Raw genomic sequence first — 20,221 nt, forward strand, 5'->3', positions numbered from 1 at the left:
CCTTTATTCCCGTCTCGTCTTTGTCGATATCCCCAATTCCTTCATTGCCCATGCGATATTCTTCGTTCATGCAATTCTCCGCTTTTCGCTAAAACATCATGATGCACTGGACATGTGGCCTTGCTCGTGCAGTCATCAACTCTAGTCTCGCTATGTGATCGGGCGCAGGCAGACGCATTCTTAACCGTTTTTCTCACAGAATCACCTCTCCTAGACAGGGGTTTACCAGCTTGCATAGAAGAATTTCTCTTGTCTGGTTTTTGGCGTGGTTCTTAAGTATTTTTAGGTAAGTAAATATCTCTTTGAATAATCGAGGGAAAACTTTGAACGTCATGAAACAATTAGTGTAGAATCTAGTGTTTTCACATGGATAGTCTTGAGTGTGGACCGATGTGATAATCGCCGGACGTCTGAGTGTGTCGGCACGATCTTCAGAAAATTAATTACCAGTCACCATTTAGCGACAGGGGAGAATTTCACTATGAAAAGACTCACGAGGTGCCGCCTTTCGAACGTTTTTGCGCCCTTATTGGCTAGTTCCCGTGCTCGGGCGGCAAAACATATGGGAATGATTACCTTGTGGTGTATTCTTTGTGTGTCTCTTCCCTCTATGGCTTACGCTGTGGTTCCCGGCGCATTTATTGAAGGGTTCGCCGAAATTGTGGAGAAAATCGGTCCTTCAGTCGTCAATGTATCGGTCACAAACGGTGGTGGAGGGCCTGAGCGATCGTTACCTCCTGGGCCGTTTGGTGGGCCTCCTGGTGGACCTCCAGGTGGGGGACGACCGCAACCTGGACCTCCTGGCCCACAGGGCCCTCCAGGTATGAGTGCGGGATCTGGGGTCATAATTGATACGACAGGATTTATTATTACGAATAATCATGTGGTGGAAGATGCCACAAAGATTACCGTGACGTTGCATGATGGACGTGAGTTTCCTGCCACGACGGTTGGAACCGATCCGAAAACGGATTTAGCTGTGATCAAAATTAAAGCGGACGTGGCCGACTTAACCGCGATGCCGTGGGGTACCTACGATAACCTCAGGGTGGGTGATGTGGTATTAGCGTTAGGGAGTCCCTTTGGGCTGAAGTCTTCGGTTTCTTTTGGAATCATCAGTGCCTTAGGCCGTGGGAGTGTAGGAATTACGGAATACGAAGATTTCATTCAAACCGATGCGGCGATTAATCCAGGAAACTCTGGTGGAGCATTGGTCAACATGAAAGGCGAGCTTATTGGCATAAATACCGCCATTTTTTCTCGAACTGGCGGCTCTGAAGGCGTTGGGTTTGCCATCGCCGTCAGTATTGCTCAGGATATTGCGCAGAGCCTCATTGAGTCAGGGAAAGTGGTCCGAGGATGGATGGGGGTAGCCATTCAAGAAATGACGCCTTCCTTAGCCCAATCGTTTCAATTACCAGAAGATCAACAGGGTGGCGTCTTAATTAGCGAAGTCCATGAAAATGGCCCCTCTGCCAAAGCTGGTCTGAAGCGTGGAGACGTGATTTTGAAATATGGTGGAAAAGTCATTCGTGACGTGAATCATTTGCGCAATGTGGTTGCACGGACGAAAGTTGGTAAGAAAAAAGAGATTATCGTCTTACGTGACGGAAAAGAAACAACATTGAGTATTGAGTTGGGTGAACGGCCTTCCGATCAAATGCTGGCTTCAGGCGGACCGGCGGACATGCCATCGTCTGTTGCCCCGCCAGATAATGTGCTGGCAGGAATTTCGGTTCAAGCCTTAACGGCAGCGAAACGAAATGAGTTAAAAATCCCTGAAGAAGTGACAGGTATCCTGGTGAGTAAAGTGGCACCGGGGAGTGAAGCCGAAGCCGCTGGCATTCAGGAAGGTGATCTTATCCAAGAGGTGAGTCGTGAAACGATCACGACCATCGATGATTATCAGCAGATTGTTTCAAAAATTGCTAAAGAAGAGCTGGTGGTTCTATTGTTAAACCGGCGTGGCAATAATTTATTCGTCGCCGTAAACCCAAAGTAGTTTCCGGAATATGGAAAAGAAGCGATCGCAAATGTTTGAGTGGCTTGAAGAAAAGGTCTTCAAGCCACTCGAAGATAAGAAAATGCCGATCATGGAGCACCTCCATGAACTGCAGTGGCGTTTGACTCGTACCGTGATTGTTATGGCCGGCATTTTTATTGTGACATTTTTCTATGCCGACACCTTGGTCAATTGGATTCGCGTACCGCTGCAAAACTATTTTATTCCTGGATCATTGGAGTGGATTCCCTCGGATCTTCCCAAGGTTCCCTTTGTGTTTCTTTCGCCTGCGGAAGCACTTTTTCAAAACATCAAGGTGGCGGCCTTATTTGCGCTGGTGTTGGCCACCCCACAAATTCTCTGGGAAACGTGGCAGTTTGTTGTCCCAGGGCTTCATGTGCAGGAACGCCGGTTCACGGGGCCATTTATTGCCATTAGTTGGGTGGCATTTTATTTAGGCCTCGCCTTCGCGTTTTTTATTGTCTTGCCCTTTGCGTTGCATTTCCTTATTTCCTATGGATTAAACGCAGGCTTTATCGCACAAATTTCTATTGCAAATTACGTCGGATTTACCCTGTGGTTTATGATGGTCTTCGGCTTGATTTTCGAAGTGCCGTTAGTCTTGACCTTGATGGCGAAACTTGGGTGGGTTGATGCCCCACTCTTGAAGAAATATCGTAAGTGGGCGTTTTTAGGATCATTCTTATTCGCTGCGATCTTGACGCCGACGCCAGATCCATTTAACCAGTGCATCATGGCTTTGCCGATGTACTTCTTTTACGAAGTGGGTATTATCAGTGCGCGGATATTTGGGAAAAAGAAACCTCAAGAGGAACCCGAATCGTCGGGAGCGCCATCGACTGGGATGTCACCTGTTCGAATGAAGCCTGCTGCGCAAGCTGCTGGAGGTGTTGGAGGGGCTGATGACGAGTATGTCAATGTGCCGGAGTCAGGACCGCGATAACCTTCTTGAAGGAGTCTCTACTTGGCACGCGTCGCAGTTTTAGTGGTGAGTAGTAAAATTGTTGAAGGTCGGCAAGCCGACGCCGGTCGTCATGAATTAGAAGGACTTCTCAAAGAACAAGACTTTGAGGTGAGTCACTATCGAATCATTCCTGACCAGCGGGAGGTGATACATGATTCGCTGCAAGCATTGTGTGATACCGAACAGGTGGACATGGTGTTGACGGTCGGAGGCACAGGCATTCGTCCTACGGATTGGACGCCGGAGGCCACCAAAGAGGTGATTGAAAAAGAAATCCCTGGTATCGGTGAAGCTATGCGGGCTGAAAGTTTAAAGAAAATTCGAACGGCCATGTTATCACGGGGGATAGCCGGGATTCGTGGTCGGACGCTCATTGTCAATCTTCCAGGAAGCGCGCGCGGTGCTCGAGAAAATTTAGCAGTGCTTCTGCCGATTCTTGATCACACCATAGGGAAACTCTCGGGGGAGAGTTTGATGTCGCGATAAATTATTGTTCATTTCCTCATAGAGTGGAGGCCTTTCATGTCAACAGAGTTAAAGATGGTTCAACCTTCAACGCCGGATAGTGGAGACGTGTGTACCTACATGTGGGCCTGTGCCATCTGCGATGAAACCGAGACGTGCCAAAAAGATAAAGAAGGACATAGTCGTTGGTTAGTCGCCAAGCGGATGGAACGCATTGATTATAAGATTCTCGTTATGAGTAACAAGGGTGGTGTGGGAAAAAGCACCATGACTACCAATCTGGCAATCAGTTTAGCCCTGAAGGGCTATGAAGTTGGAGTCTGTGATATGGACATCCATGGTCCCAACATTCCCAAAATGGTAGGGGCCGAAGGCGAGAAGCTGAAGATCAGTTCCGGTGGCGGGATCATTCCGCATCAAGTCTACAATTTGAAAATTGCTTCGATGTCCTTTTTGCTGCAAAACTCTGACGATCCTATTATCTGGCGCGATGCGTATAAATATGAATTTATCAATCAATTATTAGGTGGGGTGGAATGGCAGGATCTCAACTTCTTGTTGATTGATTTGCCGCCGGGAACCGGCAATGAGTCGGTGACGACCATTGATTTGATTGGTGATGTGAGCGGATGCGTCATCGTGTCGACTCCTCAAGAAGTGGCACTGCTGGATGCTCGCAAGTCAGTCACGTTTGCCAGAGACAGTGAAATTCCGATTATTGGAATCGTCGAAAATATGAGCGGTCTGGATTGCCCGCATTGTCATAAAGAGATTGAAGTCTTTCGAAAGGGTGGGGGAGAAGCATCAGCCCATGATATGAACGTGCCATTTTTAGGGCGTGTACCGTTGGATCCTGATTTAGTCACGCAAAGTGATCTTGGTGAACCCTACGCCCTTTTTCATTCCGATCTTCCGACGGCTGATGCCATTCATGGTATTGCGAATCAGGTCGATGATTTTTGTAAACGCAAGGGGACGCTGGTTCAGCCAACGGCGCGCCCAGCCCCGTTCGTGAAGAAAAAGTGAGCGTATCGATGATGAATGAACCGAACATGGGAGAACGGTCGTGAGAACTACAGTATGAATGGACTAACGCTTCTTGAAAAAGCTCAACAAACCGTCTTGGATTCCGCGGCGCCTCTCGGGTGTGAAAAGGTCGGGTTGTTGGAGTCCCTTGGACGTGTCTTAGGGGAAGACATCATTGCCCCCCGTGACAACCCACCATGGAACAATTCCGCCATGGATGGTTTTGCGGTTCGTTGGGAAGACATCAAGCAGGACTTTGCAATCACCAAAATTCCTGAGCTGAAAATCATCGAAGATGTGCCGGCTGGAAATATGCCGCAAAAGACGGTTGGACGGGGAGAAGCGATCCGTATTATGACTGGTGCGCCAATGCCAGCAGGTGCCGATACGGTGGTCCGTGTCGAGTTTACGGAACCGTTAGGAGATGATGTTGTCCGTATCATGAAATCGGAAAGCGGGCAAGGTGTTCATATCCGGCCTCAAGGCGAAGATGTGAAGCAAGGGGAATGCATTATTGCTAAGGGGACGCCATTGCGACCTGGCGAAATCGGCATGCTCGCGATTCTGGCCAAATCGTTCGTTTCCGTCTACCAACGACCGCGCGTAGCCATTTTATCGACTGGTGATGAACTCGCTGACCTTGACGAACGATTCGATGAAAGTAAAATTGTGAATTCCAACAGTTATGGGATTGCTGCAGCCGTCCAGGAAGCTGGAGGTATTCCCGTGCTTTTGGGCATCGCCAATGATCATCCTGACTCACTGAAAGAGAAAATTTATCAGGGTCTTACGTGTGACATCATTGTCTTGTCCGGTGGTGTGTCGATGGGTGACTATGATTTTACGAAACCGGTGTTTGCTGAATTAGGCGGGGAAATGAATTTCTGGAAACTCGCCATTCGTCCAGGGCAACCGGTGGCGTTTGGGAAAATTCAACGCAGTCTTGCCTTTGGATTACCTGGGAATCCCGTGTCGTCGATGGTGACGTTTGATCAGCTGGTTCGGCTTGCGATTTTGAAGATGAGCGGACATCGATCATTCACGCGCCCCGTCGTCAAAGCCGTTTTTCAGGAATCATTTTCAAAACATACGGACCGCCGTCATTTTTTACGTGGAGTGCTCAAGCAGGAAGATGGTGTCTTGACGGTGCGGACTACCGGAGGACAAGGTTCCGGTCTTTTGACTTCCATGGTCAAGGCCAATGGTCTGATCGATGTCCCGGAAGATGTGGAGCAGCTACATCCAGGTGATACGGTTTCCGTGCAATTATTGAGTCGAAATTTTTAATCGGCACGCACTGTAGATCGATAACTTTTTTATGAAAGCGTCGTGATATATGGCTCCTCCTATCCTGAGTTTCGTCGGACGCTCCAATAGCGGGAAGACGACCTTAGTTGAACGATTAATTCCTGAATTGACCCAAGCGGGTTATCGTGTGTCAACGATCAAGCATGCTGGTCATGGATTCGAACTTGATACCGAAGGGAAAGATAGTTGGCGCCATAAACGTGCAGGGGCCAGCACGGTCATTGTACTGTCAAAAGGCAGCATGGCCATGTTTGCGGATGTTCCAGAAGAAATGAAAATTGAAGAGGTGCGTGACCGATTCGTGAACTCCGAGATCGATCTCATTATTGCCGAAGGGTGGAAAAGCGAGGGCTATCCCAAAGTCGTCGTCGTTCGCGAAGCCCTGGATGAAGTGTCAGTGTCACCGGATGGATTACTCGCGATTGTCTCGATGAAACCCATTGCCAATCCGCCTGTGCCGTGTATTGATCGTGATAATATTAAACAACTTGCTGAAATCGTCATTAAGCACTTTCCTCATCGTTCATCATATACATGACTTCTACCGGCAAAGCCCTTAGCATCATCGCGGCCCTTGTGGGTGTGATTATTCTAGGGAGTGCCGTGGCCATTCCCCTTACCAACGCTCCAACGTTTTGTGCGAGCTGTCATACCATCAAGCCGGCGTATGATACATGGATGATGTCGACGCATAAAGATGTCACTTGCGTGGCCTGTCATGTACGGCCAGGTCTTCAAGGATTTTTAGAAGATAAAGTGTGGGCAGGATTAGAAGATGTGGCCATTACATTCTTTGGAACGCCGACCGAGCCACATAATTTACAATCACATGTGTTCTCTGACGTTTGCCTTAGTTGCCATCGTGCGATTCTCCGGGTCTCGGAAGTGTCAACCCGCGATTTACCCAAACGGGTGAAAGCCGTTGGTCTGATCATGAGTCATCGTAAGCACATGGAAGCCTTCGAAGAACGTGGTGAAGGGGAAGGCTGTACGACCTGTCATTCACGGGTAGTTCACGGAACACCCATTAAAGGGTATGATATGGTGATCCCTCGAGGTCATGTTAAACTCGATGATCAGCGGCATGAACCCGATTATCCCAAAGATTCCCACCTTTGGAAGACCACCATGGCCGATTGCGTTCGATGTCACGACAATCAAACAACCCATGAGGGACGAATCCTCAGTAAAAAGTGTGAAACCTGTCATCTGCCAGATAAAATCGGCGATTTTCTTTTTTAACTTCATATCCAACGACCATGTCTCAGCCTATTGTTGACGTGCGCAATCTGACGAAGCGGTTCGGTGATTTTTGCGCGGTGGACAATATTTCATTTGAAATTCAACCAGGGGAAATTTTAGGAGTCCTTGGCCCAAATGGAGCTGGGAAAACGACGACTATTCATATGCTCCTAGGCTTGATTACGCCAACTTCCGGTTCCATTCGTATATTTGGAATGGATCTCGCCTCGCATCGGGAAGCCATTTTGCGGGACGTCAATTTTTCATCAACCTATATCTCAATGCCGTTTTCGCTCACGGTGAAAGAAAATCTCAAGGTGATTGCCAGGCTCTATGGGGTGAAGGACATTCCTCAAAAAATCGACGCCATCATCAAGCAACTTGATATGCAAGAGATTCAAGACAAGCTCACGCGAAAGTTGTCATCAGGGCAAATGTCCAGACTGACATTGGCGAAGGCGATCTTGACGGAACCCAAACTACTCTTGTTAGATGAACCCACCGCAAGCCTTGATCCTGACATCACGCACAAGATCAAAGCCTTTCTCAAGGAATACCGTCGTTCGGAAAACTTAAGCATTCTCTATACCTCGCACAATATGAGGGAAATGGAAGAAATGTCCGACCGTATTATCTTTTTGCAACGGGGAAAAATTGTGGCAGAAGGAACCGCGCAAGATATTGTGTCGCGCTTTGGACAAAAAGATCTTGAGGATGTGTTTTTAAAGCTGGCCAGGGAAGGTAGAGCATCGCAATGAACGTGGGTCGTATTGGCGGACTGCTGTCCCGCCATTTGTATTTATATCAACGAAGTGTCGCGCGTTTGTTGGAAATTTTCTATTGGCCATTTTTAGACTTAGTCGTCTGGGGATTTATTACCATCTATTTAGCGAAGCAAGGCAATGAACTGCATGGCGCTGTGACGTTCTTTCTTGGCGCATTGATTTTGTGGGATGTCCTGTTTCGTGCGCAGCAAGGCATTGCCCTGTCATTCCTTGAAGAAATGTGGGCCAGGAATCTCATGAATTTGTTTGCCAGTCCACTCACGGTTGGTGAGTATCTGGTTGCGACGATGGTCATGAGTATTCTCAAAGTGGCAGCCGTTGGGTCTCTGATGATGCTCTTTGCCTTGTTCGTATACTCGTACGATATTTTTGCCATTGGTATGGCATTGATTCCGTTTATCTTTAATCTACTCCTTTCAGGGTGGATCATTGGCGTGCTCACGACGTCAATTATCATGCGGTTCGGCCAACAAGCCGAAGTCCTGGCCTGGGGTATGGTGTTCCTCTTTCAACCTATCTCCTGTGTGTTTTATCCGATGGAGGTGTTGCCGAAGATTCTTCAGCATGTTGCCTGGATGGTTCCACCATCTCATGTGTTCGAAGGCATGCGTCAGGTGTTGTTAGATGGAGAATTTCCAGCCACGCATCTCATGTGGGCCACAGGCCTCAATGCCTTTTTCCTCCTCGTCATGGTTTCCTGGTTTTATCACACCTTTAATATTTGTAAAGAGCGCGGCATGCTGGTGCGGGTCGGGGAATAGGCAGAATCTTTGGATCGTAGGCGTCTAACTCAGATCTGATCGTATGGACAGGGTCAGATCTGGCCTTCATCTCCTAAGCAGACATTGTAGTATTTGAGGGAAATTTCATCACGTCACTTCCATCACAAGCTTTGAAATCCTCAGCAATTTTCTAGTCACCTCGTTGTTTCTCTTTTCCTCAACACTCTCCTTGACAAATAAGACGAAAACTTTACGATGAGTGCTGTCAAAGATGGAACAAGCTGGTGGTTCAATTGGCAGTGATGAGAAAAGAGCCAAAAGCTCAGAGTGAAATGAAGTGTTAAGTCAAGAGGTAACCCCATTTCCAATGGACTGCTAAGGATTGGGGGTGAGGCGAGCCTGAGCTCGTGGACGACCTCAGACGGTCTCATAACGACGCCAATATGCAGTTCAAAAAAGAGAATGCTCCTGACGGCTTCCCACAAAATCACCTCGTATGAATCTTCTTGAGTTGCTGTCGAAGTTGAATGCAGGCTTGGATAACGTGCCGCATTGCTCCTTAATTTGCATTTCCGTGCGCTGGATAAGCATCATTGCTTTACGTGCCGCAGAACGTGATTCAGCTCTTACACAGCGTATCCAAGCTTTCACTAGAAGAGAAGGAACGTTGTATGCGACACCCTCGGGTGCCGGGGAAAGTGGGATACGTGCAGCATGAGGGACAACGAAAAAAGTGCTTCGCTATATTGCCCTTGGCGAAATGGAAGAGTATTGGTAAGGATAAGAAGATGTAGATCTACTGAATCAAGCGTTCGTACTCGTCATGAGTGCCAATCCAAACCCAAATGAAATCTGCACCATCCTCCACGGCCAAGGCTCGATGTGTGAGTCCAACTCGAGCCGACCAAAACGTTCCAACTTTCTTAAAGTGGAGGGAAGGATGGAGGGGATTGTCTTTAAGTAAAGCAAAATTCTTCCGCGCTAACTGTTGCATTTCGTTTGAAAGTGTGGCGAAACACTTCCAGAACCGAGTGGTGGCTTTGTGCATTTAGAGGTCTTGAAGTCGCCCTTGAGCATTTTCTATTTTCGCTTCATTTTTGAGAAAGTCTAATCTTCCACCTGTAGTATCAGCTTCAAGTTCTTGATCCCATTGTTCCCAGTCCTTATTTGCGAACCACTCTCGGAGGCGTGTGTATTCCTTGGGGGGTAGAGAGTCAATGGCTGATTGGATTTCTTCTACTCGTGCCATGGTGATGACCTCATGAGCAATATGTTGTCCTTAAGAAAGGGCATGGTGTGACTTCTAGGATACAGTGGAATTTTACCGTGCGACCACGTGAAGGACAAGACTAGACTCGGAAAAACATCCAATATTAGAAAATTTTCGGAACTGTGAGGCTCAAGTGGTGAGTTCTCTTTTGCTGGCAGAATCTGGAGGGGAAGATCCTCTTTTGGTTCCTGATGTGTGCTACTAGAATACATTCTTGACAAATATTCCCGAATCTTTACGATAGCTTTTGCCAAAGATGGATTCCCCAAATGGGTGCAGAACTAACAGCAAGCAATTATGAGAAAAGAGCTAAAATCTCATGAAAAGTAGGAATTTAATTGTACTAATGTAAGATGAGACCCAAAGGAAAAACTATGCTCAAAGTAATCGTCGTCTGTGTTTCTTTCATATTTAGCTTCTCCGCTTCAGCAGGTGAAGTGGTCTTCGAAGGGTATCCGCACAAGAAGATCGAAGTCACAGAGCAAGCGGTAGCGACTTATGAAATAACAAAGTCCCAAGCGTCCGAGTACAAAGTTGTTATCGAGCGAGAGGGTGATAAATACTACTGGCGTACTCGCAACAACCTCCAGTTGGTGCCAATGCAATCAGGGGTATACATTACATTCCTCGCTGTAAATGGAGCTGGTTACGTTCGGGTGCTCAATGACACTTCCAGCTGCCTGGCCCTTTCGAAACCATCCAGGATACCGCTCGGGCTCGACAAATCCTCGGGGCAGACAAGAGTGCATGGGACCGCGAATCGAGTTCACCCGACAACCATGCGCTTGATGTTTCCACGACGTTTCCTGACGGTCTTCCCGTACCCCGAGTGTACTGGGAACCGTTTTTCAACTGCGGCATTCGGGTAGGCGTATCGAACATCATTCCTGGGTCGTCGGAGGTATGGGCTACCGTCCATCCGCCATCCGACCCTGAGTACACTCTGTTTAAGAACTTACAAGTGGCTGGGCACGCTAGCGAAGGGATGGGCCCGCATTTCGAACTGAGAGCACGATTGTTGGCTATTACATGTTCTGTGGCGAAACCGCTTACTCCCGGCAAGCAGGCCACAATTACGAAGTCATCGACCTTCCTCAAATGCCTGACGGTCCACCGGAACCCGAGATAGGCAAAGTCTTCGAAGACCAGAACATCATCGAAGTCAATGGTCTTATGAACGGCGCCAAAGTTTTGGTGTACGACACTCAAGATCAGCTCATCGCGAGCGGAGGTACGGTTTCTGAATCCCGTGGTCTTAGAGCCAACCGGGCGCTAGTGGCTGGCGAAAATCTTCGGGTCCAGCAAACCTATGAAGCCTGCAACCTCTCTTCCCCAAAAGATGGGGCACTGGTGGAGGTGCTGCCATGCAGTGAGCTTGGGGCACCCGAGATTCGGCGTCCGGTGCCCGGGGATGAAGAAGTTGTGGTCGTAAAGAATACCCCTGGAGCAGCGATTGTGATTTTTGATGCTTCGAACAAAGTCATCGGCCATGGTACTGCACCGCGAGTGCCTTTGGCTCGCCCACTCGTCACCACAGAAGAACTACGCGTTATCCAGGTTCTGGGTAACTGCCGTTCGTCGATGGCGTATAAGATAAATGTCGATTGTGGTCCCAAAAGCCGTGGAGAGCTCGACCTTTTGAATTTACTCCCAAACCGCGCGCAGCGACGAGGTAGTTCGCTTCTCACCGCCAATGTCTGTCCCTAACTGTTGGCCATACTTGAGGGGAAATACATGCGAATTGGATTGACCTTCTTAAAGGCGCCCATTTCTCGCTTCTTGTTTCTGTTGGTTCCGATCCTTTTCATGGTGGAGGTCTCTGCACCCTTGAACGCCAGGGCATCCTGCAATACCTACATCGATCCCAATACCTATGGCGTCGGCTGCATCCTCCCCATGCATGAGGAAGCCAAACCCCCGACTGATGTCAGTCTGCTTGCTGGAAACGACCGGATTAGTGTTACTCCTTATGGCGGCAATTTGGTGATCCAAGCTACCGATATTTCGGTGCCCTCCATTGGTGGGTTTGGGCTTTATGTCACCCGGACATACCATAGCGACCGACTCCTGTACCACGACCCCCAAATCCCTATACCTCTCCTAAAATTTCAACGCCGGCGTAGCCCACTTGGTCTGGGGTGGACATTTCATTATGGGGTCATCTGGCCCGATCTTAATTCTCAAACCCAAAGCCTCAATTATGAACTGGTCAACGGCGATGGAACCCGTGAATTCTTCTACCTCAACGATGCAAGCTCCCAAGATTCCAAAGAGATAAGCCAGCTAAAGAATGTGGTGGCGACCGGCGGAGATTCTTATGTCTCCAAGTCACTTAGTGTTCTTTATGAGTCTAATCCAGACAGCATTATCGTGCATCGCCCCAATGGGCTGAAGCTCACGTTTCAACAGCTCAACAGACTCCCTGGTGCCTCCATGAAGTGTCTGGGATCTGTTGATGTCGGTGGCATTGGAGTCAATGCCTGTGACCGCTTCGTTGCGACAACCATTGAGGATCTCAGTGGAAATACCTGGAAGATTACCTATGATCTCTATGAGCAAGAGTATTTGGAACATCCGATCATTCAATGGATTGAGGATGATGAGCAGCGAAGGATAGAGTTTGTCTACGCAAAGCCAGATGGATCAGTCTACCGCTATCTGCACAAACTCCGCTTTGGCAATGTTGACGTCATGGATTACACCGTCAGCACCATCGCCAACACCTATCATTTCTTGGATGCGGTGACTACCCCCGCAGGTCGGAAGACAGAATTTTCTTACGACAAAATAATGACCCAAGGAACACCCTCGATGCCTGTTGTTGAACGATTCGGACTGGTTACGGGGGTCAAGACACCACTGGGCGGCGGGGTCGGCATTAATTACCAAAAAAGACTTTCGAGTTGGAACCGGGTATCCCCGTCGGGCGTATGTACAGACCGTCACAGGCCTATTTTATAACACCGGCGGAGTGGACAATTACTCCTTCGAGGTTGCCAAAACTTATAGCTATAAGGATAACCCCAAAGAGTTTGAGGTCATTATCAACCACTGGGTGGGGAACCAAAACCAGGCCTTCCGGGGGTTACGCTTTCACACTTATGGCGAGTCGTATTGCCCTGATATCAATATGGTCGGTCTTGAAATGTGGAACCGTCTTGAAGAAAGTCAATCCCGATATATTGTAGATACTAACGCTCACGGCCTCCCGCTTACTATTTCGAATCAAGCGTTGAATTTTTATTGCCCAAAGGGTACTAAGCCGACCCTTTACCGCGTCACAACGAGGACGAAAATCGACTCATCATCGTCCCCGCCTTATATTTTAACTTTAGATCTGCGGCAGTATAATTTTCTTCAACCTGAAAGTATCGAACAAAGTAATGGGCTTACCATCACCCAATCGTTTCGGAATGTTATCTCTAATGATCGACTGGTATTAGGATTGCCCATCCTGCGCCAGGTGGAGGAAGGAGATAGTCTCATCTCCAAAATGGAACTTCTGTACAAGTCGGGTAATGCCAGTCATCTCGTTGATAAGCAGAACCTTTATTACACAACTTCAGCCTATGATGCGTTCACATTTACCCACCATAACGGCGTTGGAAAAAGAGGTGCGATTGCAACAGCCACACGCGCCGGCGCTATCCTTACCTACGACTATCAATATGGCATTGTTTCAGCGGTGCAATATCCTGGTGGCTCAACTATGCAGCGTCTCGATATTCAGCCAAATGGAACTTATGGCTGGGAAACACGGCATGGCGTGACAACACTCCACGAGTGGGACAGCGACTGGCGACTTACCAAGCTGGCAACGCTTAACAAAGAACCGATACACATCAACTATTGTTCGATATCTAAATCCGAATGTACGGCAAATTTCATTTGCATAGGTCGCGGCGGGAGATGTACTGATGAAAGTGGTGGCACCGCAACACTTGGCACTGGCGGTACAGGCTCCCCATCGAGAGGCTCCGGTGATTTCACAGTCGACAACGCTGATTCTTCGCCGGGGGAGGGGGAGGGACCTTTGGCAACCAATTCTCTTCGCCAGAACCAGAGGATAGCCCAACGGCGACCGATTCCGGCTCCCTTTGCTAACGGTTGGAGAAAAATCACTTTTGATCGATTAGGTCGGAAAGTCGAACAAAAAGATTTGGTAGAAAGGGACGTCACAAGCATCAAGCAGTGGAACCAATTCGACTATGCCGGACGCCCCAAGAAGTATACAGACCCAATCCGCGGTCCTCTGACGTTATCGTATGACGTCGCAGGTCGTTTGGTGAAGGAAGTCGGGCCTAACAACTCTCTGATCACTGAAATCATTCGAAGCTTTTCCGCTGCCAAGCAGAGCGAGACTATTAAGAAAGAAGGGGTCACTCTTGTCAATGAAGACTCTTGGTCCGGACGGCCTCTCCTGCGTGGGTATCAACGGGATGGGTCTGATCCCATCAATCAAGACTATAAATGGAATTACGATGGTGGTCTCTGGCATTCCAAGATTGAATCCAACGGATTCCCCTATATCATCCACGAGACATTCGACTTATTAGGCCGTTTGGTCAGTGAGGACCGACCGGAAATTGGAAAAGTAGTGCACCACTACGATGGTCGGGGATTTAAAGACTGGACTCGTTTTGAGGGGCTCGGTTACTCGCATTGTCACAGGATCAATGGCCTTGGTCAAATCACTGAAACCCGCAAAGTTTTCTTCGGAAACAATTCACCCGCAACCTTTCAGGTTAGCGACACGCCCTGTAGCCAGAACGGAAAAATTTTGCGGACGATTCAATATGACCCCGCTACAACTCAACCGACCTTAGTCGAAAGCTGGGGCAATCAGTTTGCCACCGCTATTGATTCAAGTGGGGGCTTCAGCAACGATTTGCCGGTTCGGCGACACTACGCGGAATTTGATGCTGCTGGCAGAGCCAAAGATCTCACACTCGAGATACCACGCGGCCTAGATGCGCCTTCCCCGTGGCAGGGGGGAGAAGTGTTTCCTCAGGCCCCCAATCCGGTAGACAAATTCCACAAAACTCCGATGGCCTTCACGAATGTAGAAGAAGCCAACCGGTATGAGTTGGAGGTGCGGGAGGTCAAAAATGCCACTTCGCTTTCTCCTACCTATGCATGGGGTCAAGCGCAGGAAGAATGTAAGCTTGGAGTGATCGTAACACATGACCAGTGGACCCAAGCTCCTCCAGACCATCGTTTTATGGGGATGAACTTACAAAACCACATTGGCCAGAAGAATGCCAACTTCGTGTGGGACACGCAACCCGATACGCTGTATTGTTGGAGGGTTCGCGCGGTCAAGTGCCACGATGCTAATTGCCTACGGCCTGAAATTTCACCTTTTGGTGTCTGGGGTCTCATTGCCTTCAACAATCCGGTGGCCTGGCCAGTGATTCGAGACGGATGGGATCAAATCCCTTCCAATAAAAACCTGAACGTCGAAGAAACTTACGCTCCCTGCATTGGCAAAGCATGCCCCAATGTGGCCGTTCGCACTGATGATGCAGTGGTGTTGACGGTCCGCCGTCTCTTTAACTTGGCCGGCGAGCCGGCCGTGCTCCAGTTTCCCAATGCCGATACCAGTTTGGAAGGCTGGATCCGGGATGGAAGTATAATACGCACCACTCACAACGCCTTGGGCGATGCCAAGAAGATCACTCTCCAACTTCCTGGTGCGACAGATTCGCTCCCACTAGTAGATTATTCTCCATTTAATTCTGCCGGGTCACCAATGAATGGAACTCTGCACCTTTACGGGTATGTGGACAATCAGCCAGGTCAGTTCACACGTGTCTCCGTGGCTGGGGGAGCTGGGGAGAGGTAGGTCACGCGTCAACTCCTCATGGATCCATCGATCTGAATTGGGGTTACGACGATCGGGGCCGACTTGCGAGCCATCGAGCTCGCCGCTGTATCTCCTCCAATTGTGACCAGATCGATGACATCCTATATGCCATTAGATCACCAGTCGCCTATACCGCTGATTCACTTGTGAACGCTTTCATCCGGCAAGATGCGGGCATGATAGCGGCATATTTTGCTTCATACGATGGTCGGAGCCAGTTGGATACTTATACACTCGCAACGGGCCTGGGTCCGGGGAAGTGACATATGTCTTCGACGAGAAAGGGAATTTAACCAAGCGGGAGGGCGCAATCAACATCACAGGCGTGCCCGAATATATTTATGCAAATAACATGGAGGTAAAGACGAATCCCCCTAGGGAAGTATTAATTTCTCGGCTGAGACCTTTGGAAATTACGATGATGCCAACCGTCTGACGAACCCCAATGTTACCTACGATAACCAAGGACGGATCATCAAAGACCACGACACCCACTTCGTGTATTCCTATGAAGATCACGTCGAAACGGTGTTAGACCACAACGGTTTTATCAGTCGACAATATTTATATGACGGGGAAGGCAATCTTGCGCGCATGGTGTCGGGTCACGAGACCCATTATTATTTGCACGACGAACACGGGCGTTTGTTGTATGAGGAAGTGCACGACCGCTGGTTTTATGATTCGCATTTCCGGGATATCAAAGGCCGAGTTGTACCCAGCACTAGGCGATACGAATACGTTTATATGGATGAATCTCACCTCGCCACGGTTGAGCATACGGCAGGGGTCAGCTCTCTTTCGTATCATATTCGTGACTGGCGAGACTTCGAGGCTGTTAGTCTGGACGCCGATGAGGCGTTCACCCGGTCTATCGGGAGTTTTCGCCGTTCGGAAGGGAAATTCGGCCCAGATCCGGCCACCACGCAACTGCCGACACCCGACTTCCTGCCTCCTATCTACAGGATGTAGATGCCGCTCCCTATCTCAACAACAGTTGGCGCCTCGTCAATACCGCCACTGGTCGATTTAACCGGCCTGATCCGCCAGGGCTCGACATCCCTATCTGCCGCAAGGAGCCAATCTCTATGTCAACAACTTAAATAATCCGTTGAATTACCGCGACCAGGAAGGCGAGCTGGCCTTTTTGATTCCGGCCGCGATCATCGCCTACCGGGTGTGGAGCGCATACGACACCGCCAATGACGTCATTTCCACCGTTAATATGGTGATGGATCCCAATACTTCAACGGATGATTTAGTGGTGGCTGGGGCTGGCGCGTTGGCAGGTGTCGTGCTCGGAAAGGCCGGTGGGAAACTCGTCAAGGTTGGCAGCAAGTACGGGAAGCGGGCTTTCAAGCGGCTCAAGAAAATGAAGAGCTGTAAGCGCTGCTTCGCTGCGGGCACCGTGATCCATACCGAGACAGGACCTGCAGCCATCGAGACGGTTAACGAAGGGGACTTGATCGTCTCATTTGACGCACAAAATGATCACGTAGAACTGAAACCGGTTTTACAGGTGCATCATAATGGGCCGCAGCCGACGTTTGAGCTCAGCGTTCAAGGAGCGAAAGGGGAAGAGATACTCACCGTCACTCCCGAGCATCCCTTTTTTGTAGAAGGACAAGGATGGATTGAAACACGTCACCTCCACGCTGGGCTCAACCTTGCCACGCTCGACGGACAGGGAGTGAAAATAAGGAAAATTCGTCGAGGTCCAGACGTCCAGGAATCCTTTAACTTCACGGTTTCCGGATTCGAGACCTTTGGGGTTGGCATAAATCGTCTGGTAACGCATAATTGCGTTCCAGTTCACCATATCTGTACAAACAAAATTGTATTTCAGAAGCTAGGGGGCCTTGGACTCCCAAGTTTGAACCAATATTTAAAAAGGCTGGTATAGACTTAGATGATGCCATTAATAAAGTAGCGGTTCCGGGTCATAAGGGCCCTCACCCGGAAGAATATCATAGTTATGTCTACGATGAGCTATCGTCTGCAACTTCAGGATTAAAGCCAAATTCTTCGGCATATAGAGCTGCGGTCGAAAGAACTCTAGACCGTATAGCAACAGAAGCTACAACTCTCGGCAGCAAAGTAAATCGTTGGTTAACAAAACAATAATGTTATGAAATTTTACCGATTAAAAGACGATGTCCATTATCCTAATAGATGGTATCTGGGCGATATTTTAGAAGTGGATAATTGGCAGCTTAAAAACTCTGCACCAGAAATAAATATCATCTTAGATATGGAGGTATATCAAGATGGAGAGGAAATGGATATCACCCTTTCCGAGGTTTATGGAGTACCGATTGTGAGTCAAAAGGTAAAAGATAAATTGAGTATCTATCAAGAGTTAGCCTTTCTTCCGGTAAATATACTGAAAAAAAGTGTGCTACTCATTACTATGTGATGGTGATTAAGAAGAGTGTTGATTGTGTGGATGAAAATAAATCTGAGTTCCAGAAGTTTGAACAAAATGACCCAGTCAGACCAGACAAGGCTGGTGAATATCGTGCCTTCATGAAACTTCGACTAGATGCTAATAAAATCGTAGATGTGGCTATTTTTAGATTGGCCAAATTTGAAACGGCTATAATTATAAACGAGCATATAAAAAGCAACTTGAAGCTATTGGTGCAATAGGCCTAGATTTACATTCAGTCGTTTAGTGTAATTGAGTTTGGGGAACTTATGAACTCTAAGTACCATATCATTCCTAACAGTAATCGCCATTGTTTTTCGGAGATGTGTCACAGATTATGGCTCGTCCTCTTGTCTGGAAGTGTATTGCTTGGAGTTCTAAGCCATTCGGCTCAGCTGACTATGGGGCAGGATTTGCGAGTCGATGAGAAAGTACCAAATATTGGGCCTCCTCTCTCCCCTCCTCCCATATCTGTTGACGTGGGAGAAACCACCCGAGTCAGTGTCAATGGCGCGGGCCAGGAAGGTAACGCCAGTAGTGGTATTGGACCTGCCCTCAGCGCGGATGGGCGCTTCGTAGCCTTTGCCTCTCGGGCCTCTAACCTCGTCCCGCAGGACACCAACGCGGTCAACGATATCTTTGCCCACGACCGTCAGGCGAAGACCACCACGCGGGTCAGCGTCAATAGCGCCGGCCAAGAAGGCAATGCTGGTGGTGATTCTACACCGGCCCTCAGTGCGGATGGACGCTTCGTGGCCTTTGCCTCTCAAGCCTCTAACCTCGTCCCGCAGGACACCAACGCGGTCAACGATATCTTCGCCCACGACCGTCAGGCGGGGACCACCACGCGGGTCAGCGTCAATAGCGCCGGCCAAGAAGGCAACGCCGGTAGTACTGCACCGGCCCTCAGCGCGGATGGACGCTTCGTGGCCTTTGCCTCTCAAGCCTCTAACCTCGTCCCGCAGGACACCAACGCGGTCAACGATATCTTCGTCCACGACCGTCAGACGGGGACCACCACGCGGGTCAGCGTCAATAGCGCCGGCCAGGAGGGCAACGCCCGTAGTATTAGTAGCCCTGACATTAGCGCGGATGGGCGCCTCGTGGCCTTTGCCTCTCGGGCCTCCAACCTCGTACCCTATGATACCAATGAGACCACTGATGTCTTCGTTCACGACCGCCAGGCGGGGACCACCACGCGTCAGCGTCAACAGCGCCGGCCAGGAGGGCAGTGCCTCGGATCATGGTGCACTTGCGATCAGTGCGGATGGGCGCTTCGTGGCCTTTAGCTCGGCAGCTTCGAATCTCGTGCCACAGGACACCAATGAGACCACTGATGTCTTCGTCCATGACCGCCGCATGGCGACCACCACCCGAGTCAGTGTCAATAGCGCGGGCCAAGAAGGCAATGCTCGTAGTAGCATTGTATCTGCCCTCAGCGCGGATGGGCGCCTCGTGGCCTTTAGCTCGGCGGCCTCCAACCTTGTCCCGCAGGACACCAATGGAGCTGACGATATTTTCCTTCATGACCGTCAGACAGGGAGCACGACCCGAGTCAGTGTTAATAGCGTCAATCAGGAGGGTAATGCCCTATTTTTGGTCATCCTGCCCTCAGTGCGGATGGGCGCTTCGTGGCTTTTAGCTCGGCGGCCTCGAACCTCGTGCCGCAGGACACGAATGGAGACATCGATGTCTTTGTCCGCGATCGGTTTCCTCTTTTTACATCACTCAAACCCAATCTTACGCATCCCGTTCCTGGATCAACCGTTCGCAACCAGGTCATTAACTTTAAGTGGACTTCAGGAATTGGAGGGTGGAATACATATCGACTCAAGGTTGGGTCGTATAGAGGAGGACATGACCTCTTTGACAGCGGAGAAATAACTGATCTTAATGCAAGGGCCACGTTGCTGCTAACTTTGGCAGTACCCTCTTTGTCCGACTTTCCTACCGAAAGGGGTCAAGTGGGTGGCAATACACCGATTACGAGTATTCCACACCTGTAACACAATGACCGCTATGGTGGATAAGAGGTTATACCGGTGTTGAGTGTAAGTAAAAAGGCAGAGATGTAAATATTCATTGTGAAGTGAATTCTCAAAGGTACGTATTGAAGGTCAAT

20 protein-coding genes are annotated in these 20,221 nt (G+C 49.2%); 18 read left to right on the top strand and 2 right to left on the bottom strand.

Going from position 1 to position 20,221, the window contains the following annotated elements; all coding sequences use genetic code 11:
- The first annotated feature begins 595 nt into the window (after positions 1–595).
- The 9 genes from ACWHX8_RS08330 to ACWHX8_RS08370 are packed head-to-tail and all read left to right on the top strand — an operon-like array spanning position 596 to position 8,574.
- Positions 596–2,002: a Do family serine endopeptidase gene (locus ACWHX8_RS08330; protein WP_447971489.1), complete on the top strand. Its 1,407-nt coding sequence runs from the start codon at positions 596–598 to the stop codon at positions 2,000–2,002.
- Between the two features lie 10 nt (positions 2,003–2,012).
- The gene (tatC, locus tag ACWHX8_RS08335; protein WP_447971490.1) at positions 2,013–2,966 is read left to right on the top strand and encodes a twin-arginine translocase subunit TatC; all 954 of its coding nucleotides are present in this window, start codon (positions 2,013–2,015) and stop codon (positions 2,964–2,966) included.
- Positions 2,967–2,987: 21 nt separating this feature from the next.
- Positions 2,988–3,473 carry a MogA/MoaB family molybdenum cofactor biosynthesis protein gene (locus tag ACWHX8_RS08340; RefSeq protein WP_447971491.1) on the top strand — a complete coding sequence of 162 codons (486 nt, stop codon included), beginning with the start codon at positions 2,988–2,990 and terminating at the stop codon, positions 3,471–3,473.
- Between the two features lie 36 nt (positions 3,474–3,509).
- Positions 3,510–4,478, top strand: coding sequence for an Mrp/NBP35 family ATP-binding protein (locus ACWHX8_RS08345; RefSeq protein ID WP_447971492.1), 969 nt, complete (start codon positions 3,510–3,512; stop codon positions 4,476–4,478).
- A gap of 54 nt (positions 4,479–4,532) precedes the next feature.
- The gene (locus ACWHX8_RS08350) at positions 4,533–5,765 is read left to right on the top strand and encodes a molybdopterin molybdotransferase MoeA (RefSeq protein WP_447971493.1); all 1,233 of its coding nucleotides are present in this window, start codon (positions 4,533–4,535) and stop codon (positions 5,763–5,765) included.
- Between the two features lie 49 nt (positions 5,766–5,814).
- Positions 5,815–6,324 (top strand): molybdopterin-guanine dinucleotide biosynthesis protein B, encoded by a 510-nt coding sequence (gene mobB / locus ACWHX8_RS08355; RefSeq protein ID WP_447971494.1) that lies wholly within the window; start codon positions 5,815–5,817, stop codon positions 6,322–6,324.
- The gene (locus ACWHX8_RS08360; RefSeq protein ID WP_447971495.1) at positions 6,321–7,028 is read left to right on the top strand and encodes a cytochrome c3 family protein; all 708 of its coding nucleotides are present in this window, start codon (positions 6,321–6,323) and stop codon (positions 7,026–7,028) included. Before mobB ends, ACWHX8_RS08360 begins: the two co-directional genes overlap by 4 nt.
- A gap of 17 nt (positions 7,029–7,045) precedes the next feature.
- A complete protein-coding gene (locus ACWHX8_RS08365) occupies positions 7,046–7,786 on the top strand; it encodes an ABC transporter ATP-binding protein (protein ID WP_447971496.1) in 741 nt (246 codons plus the stop codon).
- The gene (locus ACWHX8_RS08370; protein ID WP_447971497.1) at positions 7,783–8,574 is read left to right on the top strand and encodes an ABC transporter permease; all 792 of its coding nucleotides are present in this window, start codon (positions 7,783–7,785) and stop codon (positions 8,572–8,574) included. The genes ACWHX8_RS08365 and ACWHX8_RS08370 overlap by 4 nt, the downstream gene beginning before the upstream one ends.
- A 757-nt stretch (positions 8,575–9,331) precedes the next feature.
- On the opposite strand, the gene ACWHX8_RS08375 is transcribed toward ACWHX8_RS08370, so the two are convergent.
- Together ACWHX8_RS08375 and ACWHX8_RS08380 are read right to left on the bottom strand one after the other, a co-directional pair.
- Positions 9,332–9,583, bottom strand: a complete 252-nt coding sequence (locus tag ACWHX8_RS08375; RefSeq protein ID WP_447971498.1) for a hypothetical protein — start codon at positions 9,581–9,583, stop codon at positions 9,332–9,334.
- Positions 9,584–9,784 (bottom strand): hypothetical protein, encoded by a 201-nt coding sequence (locus tag ACWHX8_RS08380; protein WP_447971499.1) that lies wholly within the window; start codon positions 9,782–9,784, stop codon positions 9,584–9,586. It abuts the gene before it with no gap.
- Positions 9,785–10,834: 1,050 nt separating this feature from the next.
- Here ACWHX8_RS08380 and ACWHX8_RS08385 point away from each other — a divergent pair.
- The 9 genes from ACWHX8_RS08385 (at position 10,835) to ACWHX8_RS08425 (ending at position 20,105) form a co-directional block, all read left to right on the top strand.
- Positions 10,835–11,512, top strand: a complete 678-nt coding sequence (locus ACWHX8_RS08385; protein ID WP_447971500.1) for a hypothetical protein — start codon at positions 10,835–10,837, stop codon at positions 11,510–11,512.
- Between the two features lie 1,114 nt (positions 11,513–12,626).
- Positions 12,627–15,650: a hypothetical protein gene (locus ACWHX8_RS08390; protein WP_447971501.1), complete on the top strand. Its 3,024-nt coding sequence runs from the start codon at positions 12,627–12,629 to the stop codon at positions 15,648–15,650.
- A gap of 768 nt (positions 15,651–16,418) precedes the next feature.
- Positions 16,419–16,643, top strand: a complete 225-nt coding sequence (locus ACWHX8_RS08395; protein WP_447971502.1) for a hypothetical protein — start codon at positions 16,419–16,421, stop codon at positions 16,641–16,643.
- A gap of 139 nt (positions 16,644–16,782) precedes the next feature.
- Positions 16,783–17,574 (top strand): polymorphic toxin-type HINT domain-containing protein, encoded by a 792-nt coding sequence (locus ACWHX8_RS08400; protein ID WP_447971503.1) that lies wholly within the window; start codon positions 16,783–16,785, stop codon positions 17,572–17,574.
- Positions 17,472–17,795, top strand: coding sequence for an AHH domain-containing protein (locus ACWHX8_RS08405; RefSeq protein ID WP_447971504.1), 324 nt, complete (start codon positions 17,472–17,474; stop codon positions 17,793–17,795). The genes ACWHX8_RS08400 and ACWHX8_RS08405 overlap by 103 nt, the downstream gene beginning before the upstream one ends.
- Positions 17,796–17,799: 4 nt before the next feature.
- A complete protein-coding gene (locus tag ACWHX8_RS08410) occupies positions 17,800–18,087 on the top strand; it encodes a hypothetical protein (RefSeq protein ID WP_447971505.1) in 288 nt (95 codons plus the stop codon).
- The gene (locus ACWHX8_RS08415; RefSeq protein WP_447971890.1) at positions 18,087–18,320 is read left to right on the top strand and encodes an imm11 family protein; all 234 of its coding nucleotides are present in this window, start codon (positions 18,087–18,089) and stop codon (positions 18,318–18,320) included. Before ACWHX8_RS08410 ends, ACWHX8_RS08415 begins: the two co-directional genes overlap by 1 nt.
- Positions 18,321–18,368: 48 nt before the next feature.
- Positions 18,369–19,388 carry a TolB family protein gene (locus ACWHX8_RS08420; RefSeq protein WP_447971506.1) on the top strand — a complete coding sequence of 340 codons (1,020 nt, stop codon included), beginning with the start codon at positions 18,369–18,371 and terminating at the stop codon, positions 19,386–19,388.
- A gap of 342 nt (positions 19,389–19,730) precedes the next feature.
- On the top strand, positions 19,731–20,105 hold the full coding sequence (locus tag ACWHX8_RS08425; RefSeq protein WP_447971507.1) for a hypothetical protein: 375 nt from the start codon (positions 19,731–19,733) through the stop codon (positions 20,103–20,105).
- Positions 20,106–20,221 lie beyond the last annotated feature (116 nt).

This window comes from Nitrospira sp. M1 (assembly GCF_965152605.1).

Bases quoted from the DNA above. Each gene is read 5' to 3' on its own strand.
- ACWHX8_RS08350 (WP_447971493.1), top strand. From the start codon at position 4,533: ATGAATGGACTAACGCTTCTTGAAAAAGCTCAACAAACCGTCTTGGAT.
- ACWHX8_RS08415 (WP_447971890.1), top strand. From the start codon at position 18,087: ATGGTGATTAAGAAGAGTGTTGATTGTGTGGATGAAAATAAATCTGAG.
- ACWHX8_RS08360 (WP_447971495.1), top strand. From the start codon at position 6,321: ATGACTTCTACCGGCAAAGCCCTTAGCATCATCGCGGCCCTTGTGGGT.
- mobB (WP_447971494.1), top strand. From the start codon at position 5,815: ATGGCTCCTCCTATCCTGAGTTTCGTCGGACGCTCCAATAGCGGGAAG.
- ACWHX8_RS08385 (WP_447971500.1), top strand. From the start codon at position 10,835: ATGTTCTGTGGCGAAACCGCTTACTCCCGGCAAGCAGGCCACAATTAC.
- ACWHX8_RS08420 (WP_447971506.1), top strand. From the start codon at position 18,369: ATGAACTCTAAGTACCATATCATTCCTAACAGTAATCGCCATTGTTTT.
- ACWHX8_RS08395 (WP_447971502.1), top strand. From the start codon at position 16,419: ATGGATGAATCTCACCTCGCCACGGTTGAGCATACGGCAGGGGTCAGC.
- ACWHX8_RS08365 (WP_447971496.1), top strand. From the start codon at position 7,046: ATGTCTCAGCCTATTGTTGACGTGCGCAATCTGACGAAGCGGTTCGGT.
- ACWHX8_RS08345 (WP_447971492.1), top strand. From the start codon at position 3,510: ATGTCAACAGAGTTAAAGATGGTTCAACCTTCAACGCCGGATAGTGGA.
- ACWHX8_RS08410 (WP_447971505.1), top strand. From the start codon at position 17,800: ATGAAATTTTACCGATTAAAAGACGATGTCCATTATCCTAATAGATGG.
- ACWHX8_RS08380 (WP_447971499.1), bottom strand. From the start codon at position 9,784: ATGGCACGAGTAGAAGAAATCCAATCAGCCATTGACTCTCTACCCCCC.
- ACWHX8_RS08370 (WP_447971497.1), top strand. From the start codon at position 7,783: ATGAACGTGGGTCGTATTGGCGGACTGCTGTCCCGCCATTTGTATTTA.
- ACWHX8_RS08375 (WP_447971498.1), bottom strand. From the start codon at position 9,583: ATGCACAAAGCCACCACTCGGTTCTGGAAGTGTTTCGCCACACTTTCA.
- tatC (WP_447971490.1), top strand. From the start codon at position 2,013: ATGGAAAAGAAGCGATCGCAAATGTTTGAGTGGCTTGAAGAAAAGGTC.